Here is a 19,646-nt window from a genome sequence, read left to right as displayed (position 1 = left end):
GGGTCCTCCGGTCAGGCCGGTCCCTTGGTCGTGAACGTCCGCGGGGGCCGTGCACGTCCGTGACGGGTACGGGATACCGGGTCCGGGTGACGGGACGCCTGGTCCGGGTGACGGTGGCCCGTACGGCCGTGGAACGTACGCCTCCTCACGGGCGCCCCCCTGAGGCCAGCGCCAGGTAGGCGGTGGCGAAGTCGGTGACGGCGAGGAGTTCGGCGAGCGATTCGAGGTCGCTGCCCTCCTCGGGTTCGAGCTCGCTGACGGCCGTGTCGTGGCTGAGGGCGAGTTCCCGCGCGGCCGGGGCGGCGGTCAGTCCGCCGGTCGGCCGGTCGCGCAGCAGGACGACGCGGGCGTGCAGGGCCTGGCGCTCCTCCACGCGGTCGCGGAAGAAGTCGTCGGGGTCGGCGCCGGCGGCGAAGGCGCCGGCCAGCAGGACCCCGTGGGCCGGCAGGGCCATCGGCAGTTCGGCGGCGAGCGCGGGGCGGCCGGCGAGTTCGGCGAGCACGGCGGCGAAGCGGCGGCCGGCGGGGCCCGCGCCGGCGCCCTCGGTCCAGATGAGCGGGAGGGAGTCGGCGAGTTCCGCGGCCAGGGTCTTGGCGGGGTTCGAGTACGTCGCGATGGCCGGCCCGCAGCGCTCGGCGGTGCGGTCGAGGCGGTCGGCGACGAGCTGGAGGTTCTCCGGGGAGGCGGAGATCAGGCCGACCTTGTCGAGGAGCACGAGCAGCGGGGTGAGCAGGGCCCACAGCGCGCCGGGGCCGGCGGAGGTGGCGCTGTCGTCGACCTCTTGGTGCGGGGCCGTGGCCATGGGGACGACGAGCCCGTGGGCGGCACCGACGGACTCGCTGAGCGGGCTGCGCTGGGGGGCGACGGCGACGACGGTGCAGCCGCGCCGGTAGGCCTGCTCGGCGAGGACGGCCAGACCGGGCTCGGAGCCGTCGGTGGTGGCGATGAGCAGCAGGTCGACCGAGCCGGCCCAGCCGGGCAGGGCCCAGCGCAGGGCGCCGGAGGCCGGGGCGACGCCGGTCGGGTGCAGGCGCGTGACGGGGGCGCTCGCGCCGGCGAGGGCCGAGAGCAGGTCCGACACTCCGGTGGGGGCGGTGCCGGGGCCCGCGATCAGGACCGCGCGGGGGCGGCCGTCGGGGCGCAGGTCGGCGAGGCCGGCCTCGGCCGCGTGCCGGGCCGCGGTACGGACCCGGGCGCCGGCTTCCGCGGCGCCGCGGAGCAGCCCTCGGCGGTCCGCCCGGCCGAGGGCCTCGGGTTCGTCCAGCAGCGACTCGTCCAGCATGGGGCCTCCGAATTTCACCGGTCCTGGTCGTGCGGGGGGTGCCTCGGCCACCGCGGGCCCGTGGGTCGGGCGCCCCGGCGCCCCGGGGCGCGGCTCAGGCGGGGCGGCGCGCCTCGTCCACGAGGAGGACGGGGATGCCGTCGCGCACGGGGTAGGCCAGGCCGCAGTCGTCCTTGCCGGTGCAGATCAGCTCGGGGGCCGACTCGTCCGCCGACCGGTCCTCGAGGGGGGCGTGGCAGGCGGGGCAGGCGAGGATCTCCAGAAGGCCGGCTTCGAGCGGCATGGGGCGTCCCTTCAACAAGCGGTTTGGGCCAGGTCAGCGTACCGCCGTCTGCGGTGCGGTGCGGCTTGGCGGGGCCTGCGGGGGCGGTTCTCGGACCCCTTGCGCGGGGTCGGGCACTGCGCGCCGGCCTCCACGGGCTCCGCCCCGGACCCCGCGCCTCGCGCGCCGGCGGGGCCGGATACGGCCGGCCGGCGTCTCGAACGGATGGCGGGGCCGGGAATCCGGCCCCGCCACCCGTCCGGTTGGTCAGGCGCGGACCAGGGCGAGGACCTCGTCGCGGAGGGTGGCGAGCGTGGCGGCGTCGCGGGCCTCGACGTTCAGGCGCAGGAGCGGCTCGGTGTTGGAGGGCCGGAGGTTGAACCACCAGTCGGCGGTGGAGACCGTCAGGCCGTCGAGCTCGTCCAGCGTGACGCCCGGCCGGTCCGCGAAGGCGGCGCGGACGGCGGCGGTGCGGGCCGTCTGGTCGGCGACGGTGGAGTTGATCTCGCCGGAGCCGACGTAGCGGTCGTAGGACGAGACGAGCGCCGAGAGGGGCCCGTCCTGGCCGCCGAGGGCCGCGAGGACGTGGAGCGCGGCCAGCATGCCGGTGTCCGCGTTCCAGAAGTCCTTGAAGTAGTAGTGCGCCGAGTGCTCGCCGCCGAAGATCGCCCCGCTCTTCGCCATCTCCTCCTTGATGAAGGAGTGCCCGACGCGGGTGCGGACCGGGGTGCCGCCGTGCTCGCGGACGACCTCCGGCACCGACCAGGAGGTGATCAGGTTGTGGATGACCGTGCCCGAGCCGCCGTGCCGCTCCAGCTCGCGGGCGGCGACCAGGGCGGTGATCGCGGACGGGGAGACTCCCTCGCCGCGCTCGTCGACGACGAAGCAGCGGTCGGCGTCGCCGTCGAAGGCGATGCCGAGGTCGGCGCCCTCGGCGCGGACCCGCTGCTGGAGGTCGACGATGTTCTTCGGGTCGAGGGGGTTGGCCTCGTGGTTGGGGAAGGTGCCGTCCAGCTCGAAGTACATCGGGACGACGTCCAGCGGCAGCCCGGCGAAGACCGTGGGGACGGTGTGGCCGCCCATGCCGTTGCCGGCGTCGACGACGACCTTGAGCGGCCGGATGGCCGAGAGGTCCACGAGGGACTTCAGGTGGGCGGCGTAGTCGTCGAGGGTGTCGCGTCGCGTGACGGTGCCGGTCCGCTCCGCCGGGACGGGCGCGGGGGCGCCGTCCTCGAGCCAGCCCTCGGCCAGGGTGCGGATCTCCGCGAGGCCGGTGTCCTGGCCCACGGGTGCGGCCCCGGCCCGGCACATCTTGATGCCGTTGTACTGGGCGGGGTTGTGCGAGGCGGTGAACATCGCGCCGGGCAGGCCGAGGTGGCCGGAGGCGAAGTACAGCTGGTCGGTGGAGCACAGACCGATCTCGGTCACGTCGGCCCCCCGGGCGGCGGCGCCGCGCCCGAAGGCGGCGGCCAGGCCGGGCGACGAGGGCCGCATGTCGTGTCCGATCACGATGGCCGTGGCCTGGGTGACCTGCACGAAAGCGGCGCCGAACAGCTCCGCCAGCGTTTCGTCCCACTGGTCCGGGACGACCCCGCGTACGTCGTACGCCTTGATGATCTGCGACAGATCGGCTGCCACGGCCTGCCCTCCTGAGGTCGGTGCGGTGGTCGCACCAACCTACCCGGCGGGGCGGCCCGGAGGGCCCGTGGGGCAGCGGCGGGCCCGGCGCGTGGCGGCCGGGTGGCGGGAAAGGGAGGGCGGTGGGGCGGCGGGCTCCCGGTGTCGGGTGCGCCGCGGCGGCTCAGGAGTCCGGCGAGCGCAGGACGCGCAGGTGACCTCGGCGGGTCTCGCCCACGGGGCCGCCGTTCTTGCCGCCGCCGGCCTCGGCCGCGCGGTCGTGCGGGCGGGCCGCCTCGCGGACGGCGTTGGCGAGTGCTTCCAGGTCGTCGCCGGTGGGCCGGGACGGTTTCGAGCCGTCGCTCAGGCGTACGACGTCCCAGCCGCGGGGTGCGGTCAGGCGCTCCGAGTGCTCGGCGCACAGGTCGTAGCAGTGGGGCTCGGCGTAGGTGGCGAGCGGGCCGAGAACTGCGGTCGAGTCGGCGTAGACGTACGTCAGTGTTGCGACGGCAGGGCGGCCGCACGCGGTGCGCGAACAGCGACGTACAGGGCTCACGAGGTTGGACGGTACCGCACTCTTGACCGGGCCGCGACGACTCTGCCCCAGCTCACTCCCCCGTGTCGTGGCGGGATCTCGGCCCTCGCGCGCCCGGCGGCGACCGGTCTGACCTGCGCGGGACGGTCCGGGGGTGGGGGGCGCACGGCCGGATCTCGGTCACGAGTCGGTACGAACCATGACAGTCGGCGCGAGATCACCGCTCAGCGGAGGATCCGGAACCGCACCCAAGCTTGGCCGGAATGTTCAATGTGCGACATGCCGGGCGGTTGCGGGGCGAAGCGCCCGCGACCGGCGTGCGGGCCGCCGCGGGGCCGGTCGGCGCCCCGAACCGGCCCGCTGCCTGGCGCGATACCGTCGCCGGCCGGGTACGACGCGCCCGCCGAGGCCGCCGGGACCGGCCCGCGGCGGTCCGCCGAGGGCTACCCTGCGTGGGTGATGGACAGTCCCGTACCGCCTCCCCAGAGTGAGCGCCCCTACGAGCCGCGGCCACGCCGCCGCGACCGGCACGGCCGGGGGATGCGGGGCCCCGTCGCGCCGCCGCAGGTGCCGCTGTCGGCCAGCCGGGCGGAGCTCTTCGGCGACCTCGTGCAGGACTCCGTGGAACGGCTGGAGCGGCGTTGGCCGCAGCTGGCCGAGGTGGAGTTCGTCGTGGCCGAGGTGCCGCGGCCGGGCGGCGCGGAGACGGGCTGGAGCGACGAGGCCGTACCGCTGGGCGGGGTGGTGCCGGCGCACGACGGCGATCCGGCGCGGATCGTGGTCTACCGGCGGCCGGTGGAGATCCGGACGAAGTCGCGCGACGAGCGGGCCCTGCTGGTGCACGAGATCGTCGTGGAGCAGGTCGCGGAACTGCTGGGGCTGTCCCCGGAGTCGGTCGACCCCCGGTACGGGCAGGAGTAGCGGCCGGGGGCGGGGCGCCTTGGGCCCGGTGGTCCCGGGGGTGATCGGCTGGTGGTCGCGGGGGCTCGCTTCGGGGTGGGTCCCGTGGTGTGTGGGTCCCCTCGGCGCTTGACCCGGCAGGGCCTGCAGGCCCTGCGGCAGGCCCACCCCTGGGGCTTCGGGGCCTTCGGCCCTGGCCTGCGGCCACCCCAGGCCCGGGCCTGCCTCCGGACCAGCCTGCCCTACCGCCTCAAGCGCCTCCCCCACACACCACGGGACCCACCAGGCACCGCCAAGGATGCGGTGGCCCGGGTCGGGCCGGGACCTGGCGCGGGGCGCCGCGGGGCTCGGGCCAGGTCTCGCCGCCGCCCGTGGACCCACCCGGCACCCGTGGGCCGGAGCCCAGGTCGGCCCCGGCCGGGATCAGCGGCTCAGCACCGACAGGTCCTGCTCCGCCTCCGGTACCGCGACCGTGCCGCGGTCGTCGGGCAGCGTCTGGATCGTGAACATCGGGATCCCGTCGTCGGGCAGCGCCAGCATGCGCGCGACGTGCACCGGCCCGCCCGACTCGGTCTCGACGGTCAGTGCGTACGAGCCCTTGAGCCCGGCCGGCACCGGTGGCTGGACGGCCAGGGTCGTGCCCGCCTTCACCGTGTACGTCTTCGACGTCGACGTCCCCGCCTGCGTGCCGACGGAGGCGGTGACCTTGACGGTCGCGTCGGCGGTCGGGGCGGTCAGGGAGAGGGTGGTGCCGGTGGCCCGGTTGTCGGCCGCGGTGGCCCGCGCACCCAGCGCCCCGGTGGCCGGGACGAAGGCCAGCTCCTGCTTCGCGCCGCTGCCTCGGGTCACCCGCAGGGCGGCCACGACCGGTGCGGTGTGCGCGGGGTCGGCGGGGGCGAGCAGCAGCGAGCCGGCGTCGCCGCGGGTGAGGTTCTTGAGGTCGATCGTCGCCGTCATCCGGGACTTCACGTGCAGCGTCTCGGCGCCGGCCGGGGTGATCGAGCCGGTCGGGCCGGCCAGCCGCAGCTTCAGGTCGGCGTCGTCGTCGCCGGTGGCGAAGGCGACCAGGCGGACGTCGGTGGCGTCGGCCGGGATGCCGGGCAGGACCAGGGAACCGGCCGCGTCGGCGGAGGCGGGCAGCCAGTCGGCGCCCACGCCCTCCTCCTGGACCTGCACGGCGGCGCCGACCCGCCCGGTGCGGGTGGTGACGTGCACGGTCAGGTCGGCCAGCGGCGCGGTCGTCAGCGTCGACAGCAGCACGGGCACGGAGGACTTGGCCGGCACCGGGATGCCCTCGCCCGCGCCCGAGTCGGACTTGAGGACGCCGTCGGGGCCGTAGAGCTCGATGTCGACGACGGCGGCGGTGTCGTCGGGGTTGGTGACGTGCAGGTAGTCCTGCCGGGTCTTGGCGGTGCTCGCGCCCGGGAACCAGAAGTCGGTGTCGGGGGCGGTGCAGCTGACCCCCAGCACGCCGCGGGCCGAGCCCGCGGAGACGACGGTGGTCTGCTGGGCGGCCCAGCCGGGGGCGAGGCGGCCGTCCGCGGCACCGGCGAGGGCCGGGGCCTCGGCGCCGTTGGCGCTGCCCGAGACCGGCTTGCCGGGCTCCTTGAGGGTCAGCCGGGCGGTGGGCTTCTTGTCGGCGGTCACCAACTGCGCGGTGCCCGTACCGGTGGCCGCCCCGTCGGCACCCTTCGGGGTGACGGAGGTGTACGTCGTCTCGGCGAGGTCGGAGCCGCTGGGCGCGGGGCAGAGCAGCGCGGACCGCTCGACCGGCAGCCGGGTCGCGGCCCGGCCGGAGTCGGCGGCCGGTGCGGCGGGCGCGGTGAACGCGGCGATCCCGGTGAGGGCCGCGAGCCCGGCGGCCGCGGCGGCGAGGGTCAGGGGTGCGCGGTTCACTGCTGGTTGCTCCCGTCGGAACGCCGGTCGTCGTGGCCGAAGCCCTGGGCGCGGCCCCGGGCGTGGGGGTCGTACGGGGCGGCCTCGCCGTAGCCGTACGCGGCGTCGGGGCTGCCGTCGAGGTGGCTGCCGTCGGGGTACCCGGTCTCGCCGTAGCCGCCGTCCGCGTGGGTGCCGGAGCCGTCGCGGTACGAGCCGTCGGCGTAGCCGCCGTCCTCGTACGGGCCGTCCCCGTAGCCGGCACCGGCGTACCCGCCGGCGCCCGCGCCGTCCCGGTACCCGGTTTCGGCGTACCCGCCGGCGTCCGTGCCGCCGTGCGCCGCGCCGGGGTGTCCGGTGCCGGGGTAGGTCCCGTCGCCGTACGCGGTCCCGGCCGCGGGGTCGGCGTAGCCGGAGTCCGCGTAGCCGGTCTCGGGGAAGCCGCCCTGCGGGTGGCCGGTGCCCTGGGCCCCGTACCCGTAGCCGGTGGCCTCGGGAGCGTCCGCGTAGGCCGGGGCGGGGGTGTCCCACTCGCCGTAGGCGGGCTGCGCGGGCACGCCCGTGAACGCGTCCGTCCGCGCGTCGCCGGTCCCGGTGGCGTACGGGCCGTCGGAGGCGTGCGCGTCGGCGGCGTACGCATCGTCGGAGCCCTGCGGGTCGGCCGCGTACGGGTCGGCCTGCTGACCGTACGCCTCGGCGGGCGCGGCGGCGGCCTCGGCCTCGGCGCGCAGCCGGCGGGCCCGCCGGCCGGTGCCCTCGGTGCCCTGCGGCGCGGCGGGGGCCTCCTCCTCCGGGAGGTCGTCGTCGAGTTCGCGGCGGCGGCCCGGCAGGGCCATCACGAGCAGGACCACGGCCAGGGTGCCCTGCGTCCAGTGCCAGGCGCGGTTGGCGAAGGAGCCCGCGTAGGTGAGGTCGAGGCGGCCGCCCTCGGCGGGGAGTTCGAAGGCCTGGGCCCAGCCGTCGACGGTCTTCTTCGTCAGCTCGCGGCCGTCGAGGGTGGCCCGCCAGCCGGGCGCGGCGGTGTCGGCGATGCGCAGGACGCGGCCGACGGGTCCGGCGGGGACCTCGGTGTGGGCCTCGACGGCGCCGGAGGCGACCGGGATCGGGTCGTCGCCGGGCTTGCCGGAGAGGATCACGGCCCGGGCGACCTGGCGGTCGACCCGCCACAGCGCGCTGCCGTCGAGCTGGCTGAGGCGGCTCAGGCCCGGGGTGGCGTCGAGGACGCGGCCCATCTGCTGGGGTGCGCCGTCGCGGACGAGGACGTAGCGGATCGCGAAGGAGCCGAGCTGGTCGGTCTGGTCGGCGCCGGAGCCGGCGACGAGGTTGGAGACGACCTTGTCGAGGCGGGGGTCGCTGCCGTTCGCGGCGGCGATCTCGGCGTCGCCGAGGTGGCCGCCGGAACCGCGGACGAGGGTGTAGGCGACCTTGGCGGGCGAGTCCCCGTCGAGGACGAGGGTGCGGGCCTGGTCGCGGGTGCGGCTCTCCTCGGCGACGAAGGCGGGCACCTGGACGGGGTCGCGGCGCTCCAGCGGTCCGGCCGCGCCGCCGAGCATCCAGCCCGCGGCGGCGACCAGCGGGCCGCCGGCCGCGGCGAGGGCGATCAGACCGGCCAGGGGCTGGCGCCAGCCGAAGTTCTGGGCGGCGACGCGCTCGCGGGCGCCGTCCGCGCCGAGGGTGGCGGCGGCCAGGAGCGCGATGCCGTAGAGGAGGGTCGCGGGGCCGGCCCAGCCGGTGCGGTTGAGCAGGACGGCGCAGGCCAGTCCGGCCAGGGCGACGGCCCAGGCGGTGCGGATCGCGAACCGGCGGTCGTCGCGCAGCAGGGCCGCGAGGGCGGCGAGCACGATGCCGATGAGCAGCAGGCCGCCGACGGTCTTGGGGCCGCCGGGGCTGATGCCGAGCAGGTCGAGGGCGGTCGCGGCGCCGGGGTCGGCGGGCAGGCCGGCCTCGCGCAGCAGGGCGGCGGGGTGCGTGAACAGCGTCAGCGACCAGGGGGCGAGCACCAGCACCGGAGTGGCCAGGTTGGCCAGCAGCCGCAGCGCGTAGGCGGTCGCCTGGGCGCGGTTGACGACGAGGGCGGCGATGCCGAGGACGGCGGCCAGCGGCCAGACGACCGGGGTGAAGGCGGTCGCGAGCGTGAGCAGGAGGGTGTACGTCCACAGGGCCCGCCAGCTTCCCCTGGCCCCCTCTTCCCGGTCGGTCAGGCCGTACGCGGCCACGGCGGCGCGGGCGAGGAGCGGCAGGAGCACGGCCAGCACGGCGGTGCCGAGGCGGCCGCCGGCCAGCGCGCCGGTGACGGCGGGCAGGAAGGCGTACGCGATCGCGGCCCAGGCGCGCAGCAGGCGGGACTCGACCAGCGGCCGGGAGGCGAAGTAGGCGGTCAGGCCGGCCAACGGGACGGAGCAGACGAGCAGGAGGGTGAGCGCGAGCTGCGGGTTGCCGAGGAGGAGGCCGGAGAGGGTGGCGAGGACCGCGAGGTAGGGGGGTGCGGTGGTGGTGTCGCCGGTGCCGACCGGGTGCCAGTCGGCGAGGTAGCCGCCGCCGAGCCCGGAGGCGCCGTCGGGGGCGGGCAGCAGGGCGCCGCCCATGAGGGAGCCGCCGCCGAGGAGGCCGCGGCAGGCGACGAGGGAGGCGAGCAGCAGGACCGCGAACAGCACGGGCGCGGGCTTGCGGGCGATGCGCTTGAGGCGGGCGAACTGCTCGATCTCGAGGAAGTCGGCGTCGTCGCCGCCGGGTCCGGACTCGACGGCACCGTGCCGGCCGGCGCCGGGGGCGTCGGAGTCGCGGCCGGCGCCGAGGTAGCCGGCGAGCTGCTCGACGGTGGCGCGGACGGTGGCGCCGGGCGGCGGGAACAGCGGGCGCAGTTCGGCGGCGGGGACGGCGGAGCGGCCGCGCCGGCGCCGGGCGGAGAGGATCCGCCCGGGGCGCAGGAGGGTGCGGAAGAGGCCGCCGACCTCGTCGACGGCCTGACCGGGGGCCTTGCCCACGAGGTAGGCGAGGGTGCGCAGAAGGGTGCCGAGGACGAGCCGGAGGAGGACGTACGGCAGGGCGGCGGTGCGCGCGTTGACGAGCATCGTGTAGACGGCGCCGGACTTGTCCACCCGGTGCGGGCTCGCGACGGAGCGGCCGGCGCAGTCGATGGGGCGGCGTTCGCGGGCGGAGGCCTCGGCGTGCCGCAGGACGGCGTCGGGGGCGACGAGGACGCGGTGGCCGGCTGTGTGGGCGCGCCAGCACAGGTCGACGTCGTCGCGCATGAGGGGCAGGCGGCGGTCGAAGCCGCCGAGCTGCTCGTAGACGTCGCGGCGGACGAGCATGCCGGCGGTGGAGACGGACAGCACGGGGCGGATCTGGTCGTGCTGGCCCTGGTCCTGCTCGCGGCGGTCGAGGCCGGTCCAGCGGCGGCCGCTGTGGGCGATGGTGACGCCGGCTTCGAGCAGCTGCTTGCGGTCGTACCAGCCGCGCAGCTTGGGGCCGATGACGGCGGCGTCGGGGTTTTCGTCGGCGACGCGCAGGAGTTGGGCCAGGGCGTCGGGGGCGGGAGCGCAGTCGTCGTGGAGCAGCCACAGCCACTGGACGGGCTCGCCGTGGGGGAGGTCGGGGAGGTCGTACGCGTCGTCGTTCCAGGTGCGGCTGACGGGGTCCCAGCCGCTGGGGCGCTTGAGGTACGGGAGGTCCTCGGGGGTGAGGACGGGGGCCGTACGGACACACTCGTCGACGGCGGCGCCGAAGCCGGTGCGGCGGGCGAGGTGGAGGACGCGCCCGTCGCCGAAGGCCTCCGTCAGCAGGCGGGCGGAGTCGTCGGCGCTGCCGGTGTCGGCGGCGACGTGGCCCTGCGCGGGGCGTTCCTGGCCGAGGAGGCCGGCGAGGGCCTGGGGGAGCCAGCGGGAGCCGTCGTGCGCGACGAGGACCGCGGTGACGACATGCCGGGGGAACTCGGGTGCGGCGGCCGCCGTAGAGGAGGAGGCCGCCTGGTGACTGTGCACGGACATCGGGGTACGAGCCCTCCGGGCTGGGGACTCCCCCGGCGGCGGGGCCGGGGGGAGGGTCCGGGGCGCCTGTGCCCCGGAGGCTGCTGGACAGCGCCCCACACTAACGGCTGCGCAGACGGCGGTCCGCCTCCTGCGGGGAAGGTGCAGGAGGCGGACCGTTGGTCGATGTGGCCGCCACCGGTGAGGTGTTGCGGCGTTTGTGCGGATTTGGGAGAGGGCTCCGGGTGGGCGTCCGGCGGCCGACCGGTCGGGTCGGCGGGGGCCGGGGTCGGGGTCGGGTCGGCGGGGCCGGGGTCGGGTCGGGCTCGGGCGACTCGGGGTCGGAACGGCGCTCGGGCTCGATCTCGGGCGGCTCTTCGGTCTCCGTCGGGTCCCGCGGGTCAGGCGGGTCAGGCGGGGAGTTCGGCGACCGGTCGGGGTCGGTGCGTCAGATGGCGGCCTTCTTCAGGCGGCGGCGCTCGCGTTCGGACAGGCCGCCCCAGATGCCGAAGCGCTCGTCGTTCGCGAGGGCGTATTCGAGGCACTCGGAGCGGACCTCGCAGGCGAGGCAGACCTTCTTGGCCTCCCGGGTCGAGCCGCCCTTCTCGGGGAAGAAGGACTCGGGATCGGTCTGGGCGCACAGTGCGCGCTCCTGCCATCCGAGTTCCTCGTCCGCCTCCTCGACCAGCAGTTCCTGAAACAGCTCGGTCATGTGCGCCCCTCGTCTGTCTTTTGTGCGTCCCCGTGTGCTGCCGTGGCCGAAAACCGGCCGAACGACACGAGTGAAATTACAAGTGTGTGGCTCCGAAGCAGTCAAGCCGAGATCTGCTAATGGGCCCCTTATTCACTCTGCGGAACCAAACGTATGCAGAAAGTGCCCATACTGCGAAAAATCGTGACACATGACACGCGCATCGCTCGGCACCGCAGCTTCACCCATAACGGACGCGTAACGGGTCGTTCGGGTTGCACCGCCACCTCCCCGGTCGCCCCATGCACAAACCTTTCTCCGGACGCATTAACCGGATGAGGTGAAACTTTTCCCCCAAACCGGACATTGGGTTGACAGTCGCGCCTTAAACCCGCTCTCCTTGTCCACATGTCAGCGAACGCAGCCCTCCTCGAGACCCCCCTCCGCGGGTCCCTCGGTGCTGCCCAGGTTCGCTGTTGCTGTTGCTGCTGTTGATGCCCTAGAGCGTCCGGCTCCCCTCCCCCTGGATCCCGTGTCGGATCCGTCGGCTCCCGTCGAGCACCGCTGCTCCGCGTAGCCGCCCGCACCGTCCGACCGCCCGCGCGGTCACCCCCTCGACCTCCGGTCACCCCGACAGCCCAGCCCCCTGCCGAGGACTTCCGCACATGAACAGCGACAGCGACCTCCAGATCGCCGGCGACATCCTCGCCGTCCAGCACCTGCTCCAGCCCGCCAAGGCGCACCCGGACACGGTCGCCGAGTTCGTCGGCATGGCCCGCGACATCGCCGCCGACCGCGCACGCTGGGCACACCTCGTCGAGTACGACGCCACCTCCCGCTGGTACCACCGCCTGGCCACCGGCCCGGGCTACGAGGTCTGGCTGCTGAGCTGGGTGCCCGGACAGGGCAGCGGCCGCCACGACCACGGCCCCTCCTCCGGTGTGCTGACGGTGCTGGAGGGCCGGTTGAGCGAGCACACCGCGCAGGGGCCGCGCACCCTCGGCGCCGGCAGCCAGCGGGTCTTCGCCCCCGGGTACGCCCACGAGGTCGTCAACGACTCCCTCGAACCGGCCGTCAGCCTGCACGTCTACTTCCCCGGCCTGACCGAGATGCCGATGCACGACGCGCCCGGCACCCCGGCCGCCGAGACCGCGTACGGCACCGGCGGGACTGTGGCGCTCGCCGCACAGTGCTCCCCGGCCGGGCGGAACAAGGTCACCGCCTGACAGACTGCGGGGCATGCGCATTGTTGTCTTGGCAGGCGGTATCGGCGGGGCCCGCTTCCTCCGCGGACTGAAGTCGGCCGCACCCGACGCGGACATCACGGTCATCGGCAACACCGGTGACGACATTCACCTGTTCGGCCTCAAGGTGTGCCCCGACCTCGACACGGTCATGTACACCCTCGGCGGCGGCATCAACGAGGACCAGGGCTGGGGCCGCGCCGACGAGTCCTTCACCGTCAAGGAGGAGCTCGCCGCGTACGGCGTCGGCCCCACCTGGTTCGGGCTCGGCGACCGCGACTTCGCCACCCACATCGTCCGCACGCAGATGCTCGGTGCCGGCTACCCGCTCAGCGCCGTCACCGAGGCGCTGTGCGACCGCTGGAAGCCGGGCGTGCGCCTGCTGCCCATGTCCGACGACCGCATCGAGACGCACGTCGCCGTCGAGGAGGGCGGCGAACGGCGGGTCGTGCACTTCCAGGAGTACTGGGTGCGGATGCGCGCCGCGACTGACGCCCTGGCCGTGGTGCCCGTCGGCGCCGACCAGGCGAAGCCGGCGCCGGGCGTCCTCGAGGCGATCGGGACGGCGGACGTCATCCTCTTCCCGCCGTCCAACCCCGTCGTGTCCGTGGGCACCATCCTGTCCGTACCGGGCATCCGCGAGGCCGTGGCCACCGCCGCGGCCCCCGTCGTCGGCCTGTCCCCCATCGTGGGCGGCGCGCCCGTACGGGGCATGGCCGACAAGGTGCTGGCCGCGGTGGGCGTCGAGTCGACGGCCACTGCGGTGGCCAAGCACTACGGCACCGGGCTGCTCGACGGCTGGCTCGTCGACAGCACCGACGCGGCCGCGGTGGCCGAGGTCGAGGCCGCCGGGATCCGCTGCCGGGCGGTGCCGCTGATGATGACCGACCTCGAGGCGACCGCCCTGATGGCACGCGAGGCACTCGCGCTGGCCGAGGAGACGCGGTGACGGGCCCCGCGGACGGGAGCCAGAGCGCGGGGGAGCCGTACGAGGGCGGGGACGCCGGCCTCCCGTACGCGACCGCGGGCGCCGCCGGGCCCGCGTACAAGGTGTGGGCCGTGCCCGGGATCGGCGAGGTGCGGCCGGGCGACGACCTGGCCAAGGTCATCGCGGCCGCCGCCCCCGACCTGGCGGACGGCGACATCCTCCTCGTCACCTCGAAGATCGTCTCCAAGGCGGAGGGCCGCGTCGTCACCGCCGAGTCGCGCGAGGCGGCCATCGACGCCGAGACGGTGCGCGTGGTCGCCCGGCGCGGCCCGCTGCGCATCGTCGAGAACCGGCAGGGCCTGGTCATGGCCGCGGCCGGGGTCGACGCCTCCAACACCGAGCCCGGCACGGTCCTGCTGCTCCCCGAGGACCCCGACGGCTCGGCCGCGGCCATCCGGGACGGCCTCGCCGACCTGCTCGGCGTACGGGTCGGCGTCGTCGTCACCGACACCTTCGGTCGGCCCTGGCGGGCCGGCCTGACGGACGTGGCCATCGGCGCGGCCGGCGTGCGCGTCCTGGACGACCTGCGCGGCGGCACGGACGCCTACGGCAACCCGCTCAGCGCCACCGTGGTCGCCACCGCGGACGAACTCGCCGCCGCCGGCGACCTGGTGAAGGGCAAGGCCGGCGGCCTCCCGGTGGCCGTGGTGCGCGGGCTCGGCCACGCCCTCGGCGAGGGCGCGGCGCGCGAACTGGTGCGGTCCGCCGCCGACGACATGTTCCGGCTGGGCACGTCCGAGGCGATACGCGAGGCCGTGACGCAGCGGCGTACGGTACGCGCCTTCACCGACGAGCCGGTCGACCCGGGCTCGGTCCGGCGGGCGGTGGCCGCGGCCGTGACCGCGCCGGCCCCGCACCACACCACGCCGTGGCGCTTCGTGCTGCTCGAATCGCCGGCGGCACGCACCGAGTTGCTCGACGCGATGCGCGAGGCGTGGATCGCGGACCTGCGGCGGGACGGCAAGTCGGAGGAGTCGATCGCCAAGCGGGTCCGGCGCGGCGACGTCCTGCGCAACGCCCCGTACCTGGCGGTGCCGTGCATGGTGATGGACGGCTCGCACGACTACGGGCACGCGCGGCGGGACGCGGCCGAGCGGGAGATGTTCGTGGTGGCCACGGGCGCCGGCGTGCAGAACTTCCTCGTCGCACTGGCCGCGGAGCGGCTGGGCTCGGCGTGGGTGTCGTCGACGATGTTCTGCCGCGACGTGGTCCGGCGGGTGCTGGAGCTGCCGGCGGACTGGGAGCCGATGGGCGCCGTCGCGATCGGCCACCCCGCCGAACCCCCGCGGCCCCGCCCGGCGCGCGACGCGTCGGCCTTCATCGAGGTGCGCTGAGCCGACCCGGGCCCGACCCGGCCCCGTCGCGCACGGCGGGGCCTGCGGCGTCCCCCGCACGGGTCAGCGGAGCTTCGGGAAGCAGCTCGAAAGGCCGCGCGCAGCGCTGCGATGAGAGCCGCGGCGGCGCCTCGTCACTCAGGTGCGCCAGCCGGGCCGTAGTGGGCGACCAGTTGCTCGGCGTACCAGTCCGGAACGGTCCGACCCGCGAACGTGATCGGAAGGTACGACGCCAGCGCGCCCGACACGTCCTTGAACGGGCCGAACCGCCTGCGCCACTCGTCCCGCACGGCCGCACTTGGGAAGCACCGGAAGACCGCGACCTCGGGGTCCCGCTCGCCCCAGCAGCCCCACCGCCCGGAGGCTCCGGTCACAGCGATGACGTTCGCCGAGATCGCGATCGACCCCAGCGAGTCGCCGTCCGGCTCGAACCCGATCGCAGCCCAGTACTCGTCCTCGTCGGCGTCGACCGGCACGGACGCACCCGGGTACCCCACTCCTGCGGGCAGGTAGAACCCCTCGTAGTCCGGTTCGAGGACCACCAGCTCGACGTGCGTGTCGCCGTGCCACCGGGCCATCGCGCTCAACGCCGGCCAGAACTCCGGGTCCAGGACCGCGTCGAACTCGCAGAACAGCGAATCCTCCGCGGCCTCCATGAAGACCTGGCCGGGCAACCGTGCATCGAGATCGAAGGCAGCTGCGGCATGCGCGCGGGCGGTGAGGTACCCGCCTCTGTCTGCCCAGAGCGCATGTACGTCGCTCATCAGTCATCACCCAGCCGGATCTTGATTGCAGGCTTCCCCGTCTTGCCGGGGCGGCTCCGTAGGCCACCCCGTCGTACGCCGTGCGGGTCGCGCTGACCAGCTGTGTGGCGGGATCGGCCGTGGCGTAGTCGGCGCACGCGGTGGCGACGGTGCGCACGGCCGCGGTCAGGCCGGTGAGGCCTGCCCCCGGGTTGTGCACGTAGTCGGTCCTGGTGCAGTTGTAGTCGCTGAGGGTCTCGCCGGTGCCGTTCGGCTTCACCACGGCCGAGGCCGGCGCCGTGATCATCGGCAACAGCAACGGCACGGGCTGGAAGAACAAGCAGGCCATCGGCTGAGCCCGGCAGGGCGACAGGCGGGCCCCGTCCGGGCGGACCGGCGGGGCCCGTCCCGCGTTCGCGGTCGGACGGTCGGCGGCTGACCGGGCCCGGCCGACCTGCTCCGGCTCGCTACCGAGCGGGCGGTCAGAGGCGGCCGATGTCGGTGCGGGGCATGCCGGGGTGGCGGCGGGGCGGGGCCTGGCCGGCGAGGAGGACGAGGCGGGTGGCGCGGTGGCGCTGGCCGGCGTACGGGGCCAGGAGCTCCAGCATCGCCGCGTCGTCGGCGTCCCGGTCGCCGGCGAGGGACCAGCCGATGATGCCGGGCAGGTGGAGGTCGCCGACGGTGACCGCGTCCGGGTGGCCGTTGCTGCGCTGCAGGGTCTCGGCGGAGGTCCAGGGGCCGATGCCGGGGACGAGTTCGAGGCGGGCGGCGGCCGCGGGCAGGTCCATGGTGGTCGCCTCCTCGAGGCGGGGGGCCACCCGGGCGGCGCGCAGGATCGTGGCCGAGCGCTTGCTGTCGACGCCGGCCTTGTGCCAGTCCCAGGAGGGGATGCGGCACCAGTCGCGGGCGTCGGGCATGACGTGCATGCCGGCGGGCGCGGGGCCGGGGGCCGGGGTGCCGTGCTGTCGTACCAGCAGGCGCCAGGCGCGGTAGGCCTCGTCCGCGGTGACCTTCTGCTCCAGGACGGTGGGGACGAGGGATTCCAGGACGAGCCCGGTGCGGCCGAGCCGGAGTCCGGGACGGCGGCGGTGGGAGGCGTGCACGAGGCGGTGGCGCGGGACGAAGGCGGCCGGGTCGTCGTCGGCGCCGAGCAGGGCCGGGAGGCCGTCGAGCAGCCAGTCCGCGCCGGGGCCCCAGGCGGTGGCCTCCGCGGTGTCGGGGCCGTGGGCGGTGACCCGGAGGGTGCCGGGGCCTTCGGGGGTGCGGCTGGCTCGCCAGAAGGCGCCGTCGGGGGTGATGCGGAAGGTGGGGTCGTGCGGGCCTCGGCGGAGCGGGCCGAGGACGAGGGGGAGGCTGAGGGGGCCCGGGGCCTGCCACCGCCTGGTCTTCGCGACGCCGTCGCGGGGGGTTCCGGTGGCCTGGTCGCCGCTGGCGCCGGTCGGGTCCGTGGTCCGGGCGGCGTCCTCGCCGGACGCGTTCGTGGTCGGCGCGGCGGTACCGCGGCGGGTGGGGGTGGGGACGCGGGTCTGGCCACCGCGCACGGTGGTGCGGGTCAGGGGTTCGTATCGGCCGGCCACCCTCTGAGGGTAGCCCGGTCGGATGCTCCGCTCCCCCGCCCTTCCCGCGGCCGTGGCCTACGACCACGGGCGCCGCGGCGGGGGTCAGACGGCGACCGCGAGTTCGTAGCCGCTGCTCGTCATGTCCTCGCACAGCGCGCGGCAGGCGCCGACGTGTTCGGCGAACTCGGGCCTGGACTGCCAGTCCTTCATGGCCGCCGGGTCACGCCAGGCCGAGAAGGAGACGAAGTGGCCCGGCCGGTTCAGGTCGCGCAGGAGGCGGGCGTGGCCGAAGCCGGCGTTGTCGGCCTTGGTCCACTCGAGGAAGGCCCGCCAACGTGCCACGAACTCGTCGACGTCACCTTCGGTGACCTGCCAGTCCCCCGATGCCCATGTCGTGCTGTCGTCGGTCATGGCACGCACCGCCTTGACGGAGGAAGGAGGGTGGGACCCCCGCTTCCAGGCTAGGCCGGTCGACGGGAGGCTTCCAGGCCGTGGTCCGGGTGGGCCCGGAGCCGAGCGCGCGGTGGACCGACCCGCGCGGTCCGGCCCGGCGGACACCGGTGGACCGGCCAGCGGACACCGGCGGCCCCGGCCGCCGGTGTCGGGGCGATCAGCGGTTGTCGGTGACGGTGACCTTCTCGTCGTTCTGGATCTGCTTGACCAGTTCCTTGACCTTCGGCTTGTCCCAGACCAGGTTCCCGCCCCGGGAGCCGGAGATCGGCATGTTCATGGACGTGCCGTCGCCGCTGGTGATGCCCTTCATCGCGAAGAACATCTCGCCCAGGTCGAACAGCCCCATGTCCTTGTCCACGATCACCGTGTCCAGGCCCGCGCCCATCACCGGGTAGAGCTGGAACGGGTTCAGGATCGTGCCGGGGGTGGCCGCCTGGCTGGCCAGGGCGGACAGGAACTTCTGCTGGTTCTTCGTACGGGCCAGGTCCGACTCCGCGAAGGCGTACCGGGTGCGGACGAAGGCCAGGGCCTGCTCGCCGTCGAGGGTCTGCTTGCCCGCCTTGAAGTCGGCGCCGGACTTCTTGTCCTTGAAGCCCTTCTCGATGTTCATCTCGACACCACCGAGCGCGTCGACGATGTTCGCGAAGCCGGCGAAGCCGATCTCCGCGTAGTGGTCGATCCGCAGGCCGGTGTTGTACTCGATGGTGCGCACCAGCAGCTCGGGGCCGTCCATGGCGTACGCCGCGTTCAGCTTGGTGCGGATGCCCTTGCCCGGGTACTTCTTGCCGGACTCGGAGCCGACGAAGGAGGGGATCTCCACGTCCGAGTCACGCGGCAGCGAGATCATCGTGTTGCCGCTGGAGCAGGTGGCCAGCACCATCATCGAGTCGGTGCGCTTGCCCTCGGCGGAGCCGGTGTGGAGCTTCTTCTTCTCCTCGTCGGACATGCCCTCGCGGCTGTCGGAGCCGACGATGAGGTACGTCGTGCAGTCGCCCTCGTCGGGCCGCTCGATGACCTTGGAGAGGTCGACCTCGGTGCGCAGCTTCGAGCTGGCCCAGGCGTAGGTGCCGACCGACACGACGGCGAGGGTCGTCACGAGGACGATCGAGCCGATCTTGATGCGGCGCCGCCAGTCGACGGGCCCCCGGGGGCCGGCGGGACGGGCGCCGCCGCCCTGGCCGCCGCCGTAGCCGCCGTTCTGGCCGCCGTGGCCGCCGCCGTGGCCGCCGGCCGGACTGCCGTAGACCTGGCCCGTGTTGTAGCCGCTGTCGTAGCCGGGGGTGTCGGCGCGGCCTCCCCGGCCGTAGTCGTCCGCGTACGGGTCGCGGTCGTCGTACGGCGGCCGGGACTGCGGCGGCACGCCGGGCTGACGGGGCGGGCGGCCCGGGGCCTGCGGCGGGGTCTGCGGGCGCGGCGGCTGCTGCCGCTGGACGTGCCGCATGCTCCGGACGCCCTCCGGCTGTGCGCTGGAGCTGCCACGGCCGTAGCGGTCGTCGCGGTCGTCGGTCCACCCGTCGGGCCAGTCATTCATGCCGTAAAGGATGCCTGGCGGGGCGGGCCGTCGGACAGCCCGGGTGGGGCTTCGTGCCTGGTCTGTTGCAGAGCTGTGTACGCCTGAGGCCTTTGTCACGCGTTGCGGGGCCGCAACTTAAGGTGGGTGCATGACACAGCATTCGGGCGAGCTCGCCGGTAAGCCCACTTCGGCCTCCCGGACCACCCTCAGCCACATCATGACGCTCAACGACACCAACCTCCTGGGCACGGTGCACGGCGGCGTGATCATGAAGCTGGTGGACGACGCGGCCGGTGCCGTCGCGGGACGGCACTCCGGCGGACCCGCGGTCACCGCCTCCATGGACGAGATGGCGTTCCTGGAGCCGGTCCGGGTCGGCGACCTGGTGCACGTGAAGGCCCAGGTGAACTGGACGGGCCGGTCCTCGATGGAGGTCGGCGTACGGGTGCTGGCCGAGCGCTGGAACGAGTCGACGCCGCCCACCCAGGTCGGCAGCGCGTACCTGGTGCTCGCCGCGGTGGACGAGAACGGCAAGCCGCGGCCGGTGCCGCCGGTGGTGCCCGAGACCGACCGCGACATGCGCCGCTACCAGGAGGCGCAGATCCGCCGCACCCACCGGCTGGCCCGCCGTCGGGCCATCTTGGAGCTGCGCGAGCGCCGTGCCGCGGAGGGTCTGGAGGACTGA

Annotated in this window: 16 protein-coding genes; 5 read left to right on the top strand and 11 right to left on the bottom strand. The window is 75.0% G+C overall.

Going from position 1 to position 19,646, the window contains the following annotated elements; translation table 11 throughout:
* Nucleotides 1–145: 145 nt before the first annotated feature.
* The 4 genes from ACIQCH_RS32675 to ACIQCH_RS32660 form a co-directional block, all read right to left on the bottom strand.
* Nucleotides 146–1,282, bottom strand: a complete 1,137-nt coding sequence (locus tag ACIQCH_RS32675) for an SIS domain-containing protein (protein ID WP_402586936.1) — start codon at nt 1,280–1,282, stop codon at nt 146–148.
* Nucleotides 1,283–1,376: 94 nt separating this feature from the next.
* The gene (locus ACIQCH_RS32670; protein WP_402586934.1) at nt 1,377–1,565 is read right to left on the bottom strand and encodes a Trm112 family protein; all 189 of its coding nucleotides are present in this window, start codon (nt 1,563–1,565) and stop codon (nt 1,377–1,379) included.
* A 246-nt stretch (nt 1,566–1,811) separates the two neighbouring features.
* The gene (locus ACIQCH_RS32665) at nt 1,812–3,182 is read right to left on the bottom strand and encodes a phosphomannomutase/phosphoglucomutase (RefSeq protein WP_402586933.1); all 1,371 of its coding nucleotides are present in this window, start codon (nt 3,180–3,182) and stop codon (nt 1,812–1,814) included.
* Between the two features lie 163 nt (nt 3,183–3,345).
* Nucleotides 3,346–3,768, bottom strand: coding sequence for a DUF3499 domain-containing protein (locus ACIQCH_RS32660; protein ID WP_402586947.1), 423 nt, complete (start codon nt 3,766–3,768; stop codon nt 3,346–3,348).
* 387 nt (nt 3,769–4,155) lie between these two features.
* Between ACIQCH_RS32660 and ACIQCH_RS32655 the strand changes: the two genes are divergently transcribed.
* Entirely contained in the window at nt 4,156–4,617 is a 462-nt protein-coding gene (locus tag ACIQCH_RS32655) for a metallopeptidase family protein (RefSeq protein WP_402586931.1), read from the top strand.
* A 402-nt stretch (nt 4,618–5,019) separates the two neighbouring features.
* Here ACIQCH_RS32655 and ACIQCH_RS32650 read toward each other — a convergent pair whose 3' ends face one another.
* The 3 genes from ACIQCH_RS32650 to ACIQCH_RS32640 all read right to left on the bottom strand — a co-directional run bounded on the left by ACIQCH_RS32650 (nt 5,020) and on the right by ACIQCH_RS32640 (nt 11,148).
* Nucleotides 5,020–6,492, bottom strand: coding sequence for a DUF5719 family protein (locus ACIQCH_RS32650; RefSeq protein WP_402586929.1), 1,473 nt, complete (start codon nt 6,490–6,492; stop codon nt 5,020–5,022).
* A complete protein-coding gene (locus tag ACIQCH_RS32645; protein WP_402586927.1) occupies nt 6,489–10,457 on the bottom strand; it encodes a glycosyltransferase family 2 protein in 3,969 nt (1,322 codons plus the stop codon). Before ACIQCH_RS32645 ends, ACIQCH_RS32650 begins: the two co-directional genes overlap by 4 nt.
* Nucleotides 10,458–10,884: 427 nt before the next feature.
* Nucleotides 10,885–11,148: a WhiB family transcriptional regulator gene (locus ACIQCH_RS32640; RefSeq protein ID WP_030194109.1), complete on the bottom strand. Its 264-nt coding sequence runs from the start codon at nt 11,146–11,148 to the stop codon at nt 10,885–10,887.
* Nucleotides 11,149–11,792: 644 nt separating this feature from the next.
* On the opposite strand from ACIQCH_RS32640, the gene ACIQCH_RS32635 reads away from it, so the two are divergent.
* The 3 genes from ACIQCH_RS32635 to ACIQCH_RS32625 are packed head-to-tail and all read left to right on the top strand — an operon-like array spanning nt 11,793 to nt 14,693.
* On the top strand, nt 11,793–12,353 hold the full coding sequence (locus ACIQCH_RS32635; RefSeq protein ID WP_402586925.1) for a cysteine dioxygenase: 561 nt from the start codon (nt 11,793–11,795) through the stop codon (nt 12,351–12,353).
* Between the two features lie 13 nt (nt 12,354–12,366).
* Nucleotides 12,367–13,320 (top strand): 2-phospho-L-lactate transferase, encoded by a 954-nt coding sequence (gene cofD / locus ACIQCH_RS32630; protein ID WP_402586923.1) that lies wholly within the window; start codon nt 12,367–12,369, stop codon nt 13,318–13,320.
* The gene (locus ACIQCH_RS32625; protein WP_402586921.1) at nt 13,317–14,693 is read left to right on the top strand and encodes a coenzyme F420-0:L-glutamate ligase; all 1,377 of its coding nucleotides are present in this window, start codon (nt 13,317–13,319) and stop codon (nt 14,691–14,693) included. Before cofD ends, ACIQCH_RS32625 begins: the two co-directional genes overlap by 4 nt.
* A 134-nt stretch (nt 14,694–14,827) precedes the next feature.
* Here ACIQCH_RS32625 and ACIQCH_RS32620 read toward each other — a convergent pair whose 3' ends face one another.
* The 4 genes from ACIQCH_RS32620 to ACIQCH_RS32605 form a co-directional block, all read right to left on the bottom strand.
* On the bottom strand, nt 14,828–15,457 hold the full coding sequence (locus ACIQCH_RS32620) for a hypothetical protein (protein ID WP_402586919.1): 630 nt from the start codon (nt 15,455–15,457) through the stop codon (nt 14,828–14,830).
* Nucleotides 15,458–15,918: 461 nt separating this feature from the next.
* On the bottom strand, nt 15,919–17,013 hold the full coding sequence (locus ACIQCH_RS32615) for a DNA-3-methyladenine glycosylase family protein (protein ID WP_402586917.1): 1,095 nt from the start codon (nt 17,011–17,013) through the stop codon (nt 15,919–15,921).
* Nucleotides 17,014–17,097: 84 nt separating this feature from the next.
* Nucleotides 17,098–17,406, bottom strand: a complete 309-nt coding sequence (locus tag ACIQCH_RS32610) for an antibiotic biosynthesis monooxygenase family protein (RefSeq protein WP_402586915.1) — start codon at nt 17,404–17,406, stop codon at nt 17,098–17,100.
* Between the two features lie 199 nt (nt 17,407–17,605).
* Nucleotides 17,606–18,979 (bottom strand): LCP family protein, encoded by a 1,374-nt coding sequence (locus ACIQCH_RS32605; protein ID WP_402586913.1) that lies wholly within the window; start codon nt 18,977–18,979, stop codon nt 17,606–17,608.
* 130 nt (nt 18,980–19,109) lie between these two features.
* Here ACIQCH_RS32605 and ACIQCH_RS32600 point away from each other — a divergent pair, with 130 nt between their 5' ends.
* Nucleotides 19,110–19,646 carry an acyl-CoA thioesterase gene (locus ACIQCH_RS32600; protein WP_402586911.1) on the top strand — a complete coding sequence of 179 codons (537 nt, stop codon included), beginning with the start codon at nt 19,110–19,112 and terminating at the stop codon, nt 19,644–19,646.

Origin of the sequence: Streptomyces sp. NPDC093225 (assembly GCF_044753805.1) — a bacterium.
Classification (GTDB): Bacteria; Actinomycetota; Actinomycetes; order Streptomycetales; family Streptomycetaceae; genus Streptomyces.
This window is presented reverse-complemented; position numbering and strand designations above follow the sequence as displayed.

Bases quoted from the DNA above. Each gene is read 5' to 3' on its own strand.
- ACIQCH_RS32675 (WP_402586936.1), bottom strand. From the start codon at position 1,282: ATGCTGGACGAGTCGCTGCTGGACGAACCCGAGGCCCTCGGCCGGGCG.
- ACIQCH_RS32605 (WP_402586913.1), bottom strand. From the start codon at position 18,979: ATGAATGACTGGCCCGACGGGTGGACCGACGACCGCGACGACCGCTAC.
- ACIQCH_RS32645 (WP_402586927.1), bottom strand. From the start codon at position 10,457: ATGTCCGTGCACAGTCACCAGGCGGCCTCCTCCTCTACGGCGGCCGCC.
- ACIQCH_RS32640 (WP_030194109.1), bottom strand. From the start codon at position 11,148: ATGACCGAGCTGTTTCAGGAACTGCTGGTCGAGGAGGCGGACGAGGAA.
- cofD (WP_402586923.1), top strand. From the start codon at position 12,367: ATGCGCATTGTTGTCTTGGCAGGCGGTATCGGCGGGGCCCGCTTCCTC.
- ACIQCH_RS32670 (WP_402586934.1), bottom strand. From the start codon at position 1,565: ATGCCGCTCGAAGCCGGCCTTCTGGAGATCCTCGCCTGCCCCGCCTGC.
- ACIQCH_RS32620 (WP_402586919.1), bottom strand. From the start codon at position 15,457: ATGAGCGACGTACATGCGCTCTGGGCAGACAGAGGCGGGTACCTCACC.
- ACIQCH_RS32635 (WP_402586925.1), top strand. From the start codon at position 11,793: ATGAACAGCGACAGCGACCTCCAGATCGCCGGCGACATCCTCGCCGTC.
- ACIQCH_RS32610 (WP_402586915.1), bottom strand. From the start codon at position 17,406: ATGACCGACGACAGCACGACATGGGCATCGGGGGACTGGCAGGTCACC.
- ACIQCH_RS32655 (WP_402586931.1), top strand. From the start codon at position 4,156: ATGGACAGTCCCGTACCGCCTCCCCAGAGTGAGCGCCCCTACGAGCCG.
- ACIQCH_RS32600 (WP_402586911.1), top strand. From the start codon at position 19,110: ATGACACAGCATTCGGGCGAGCTCGCCGGTAAGCCCACTTCGGCCTCC.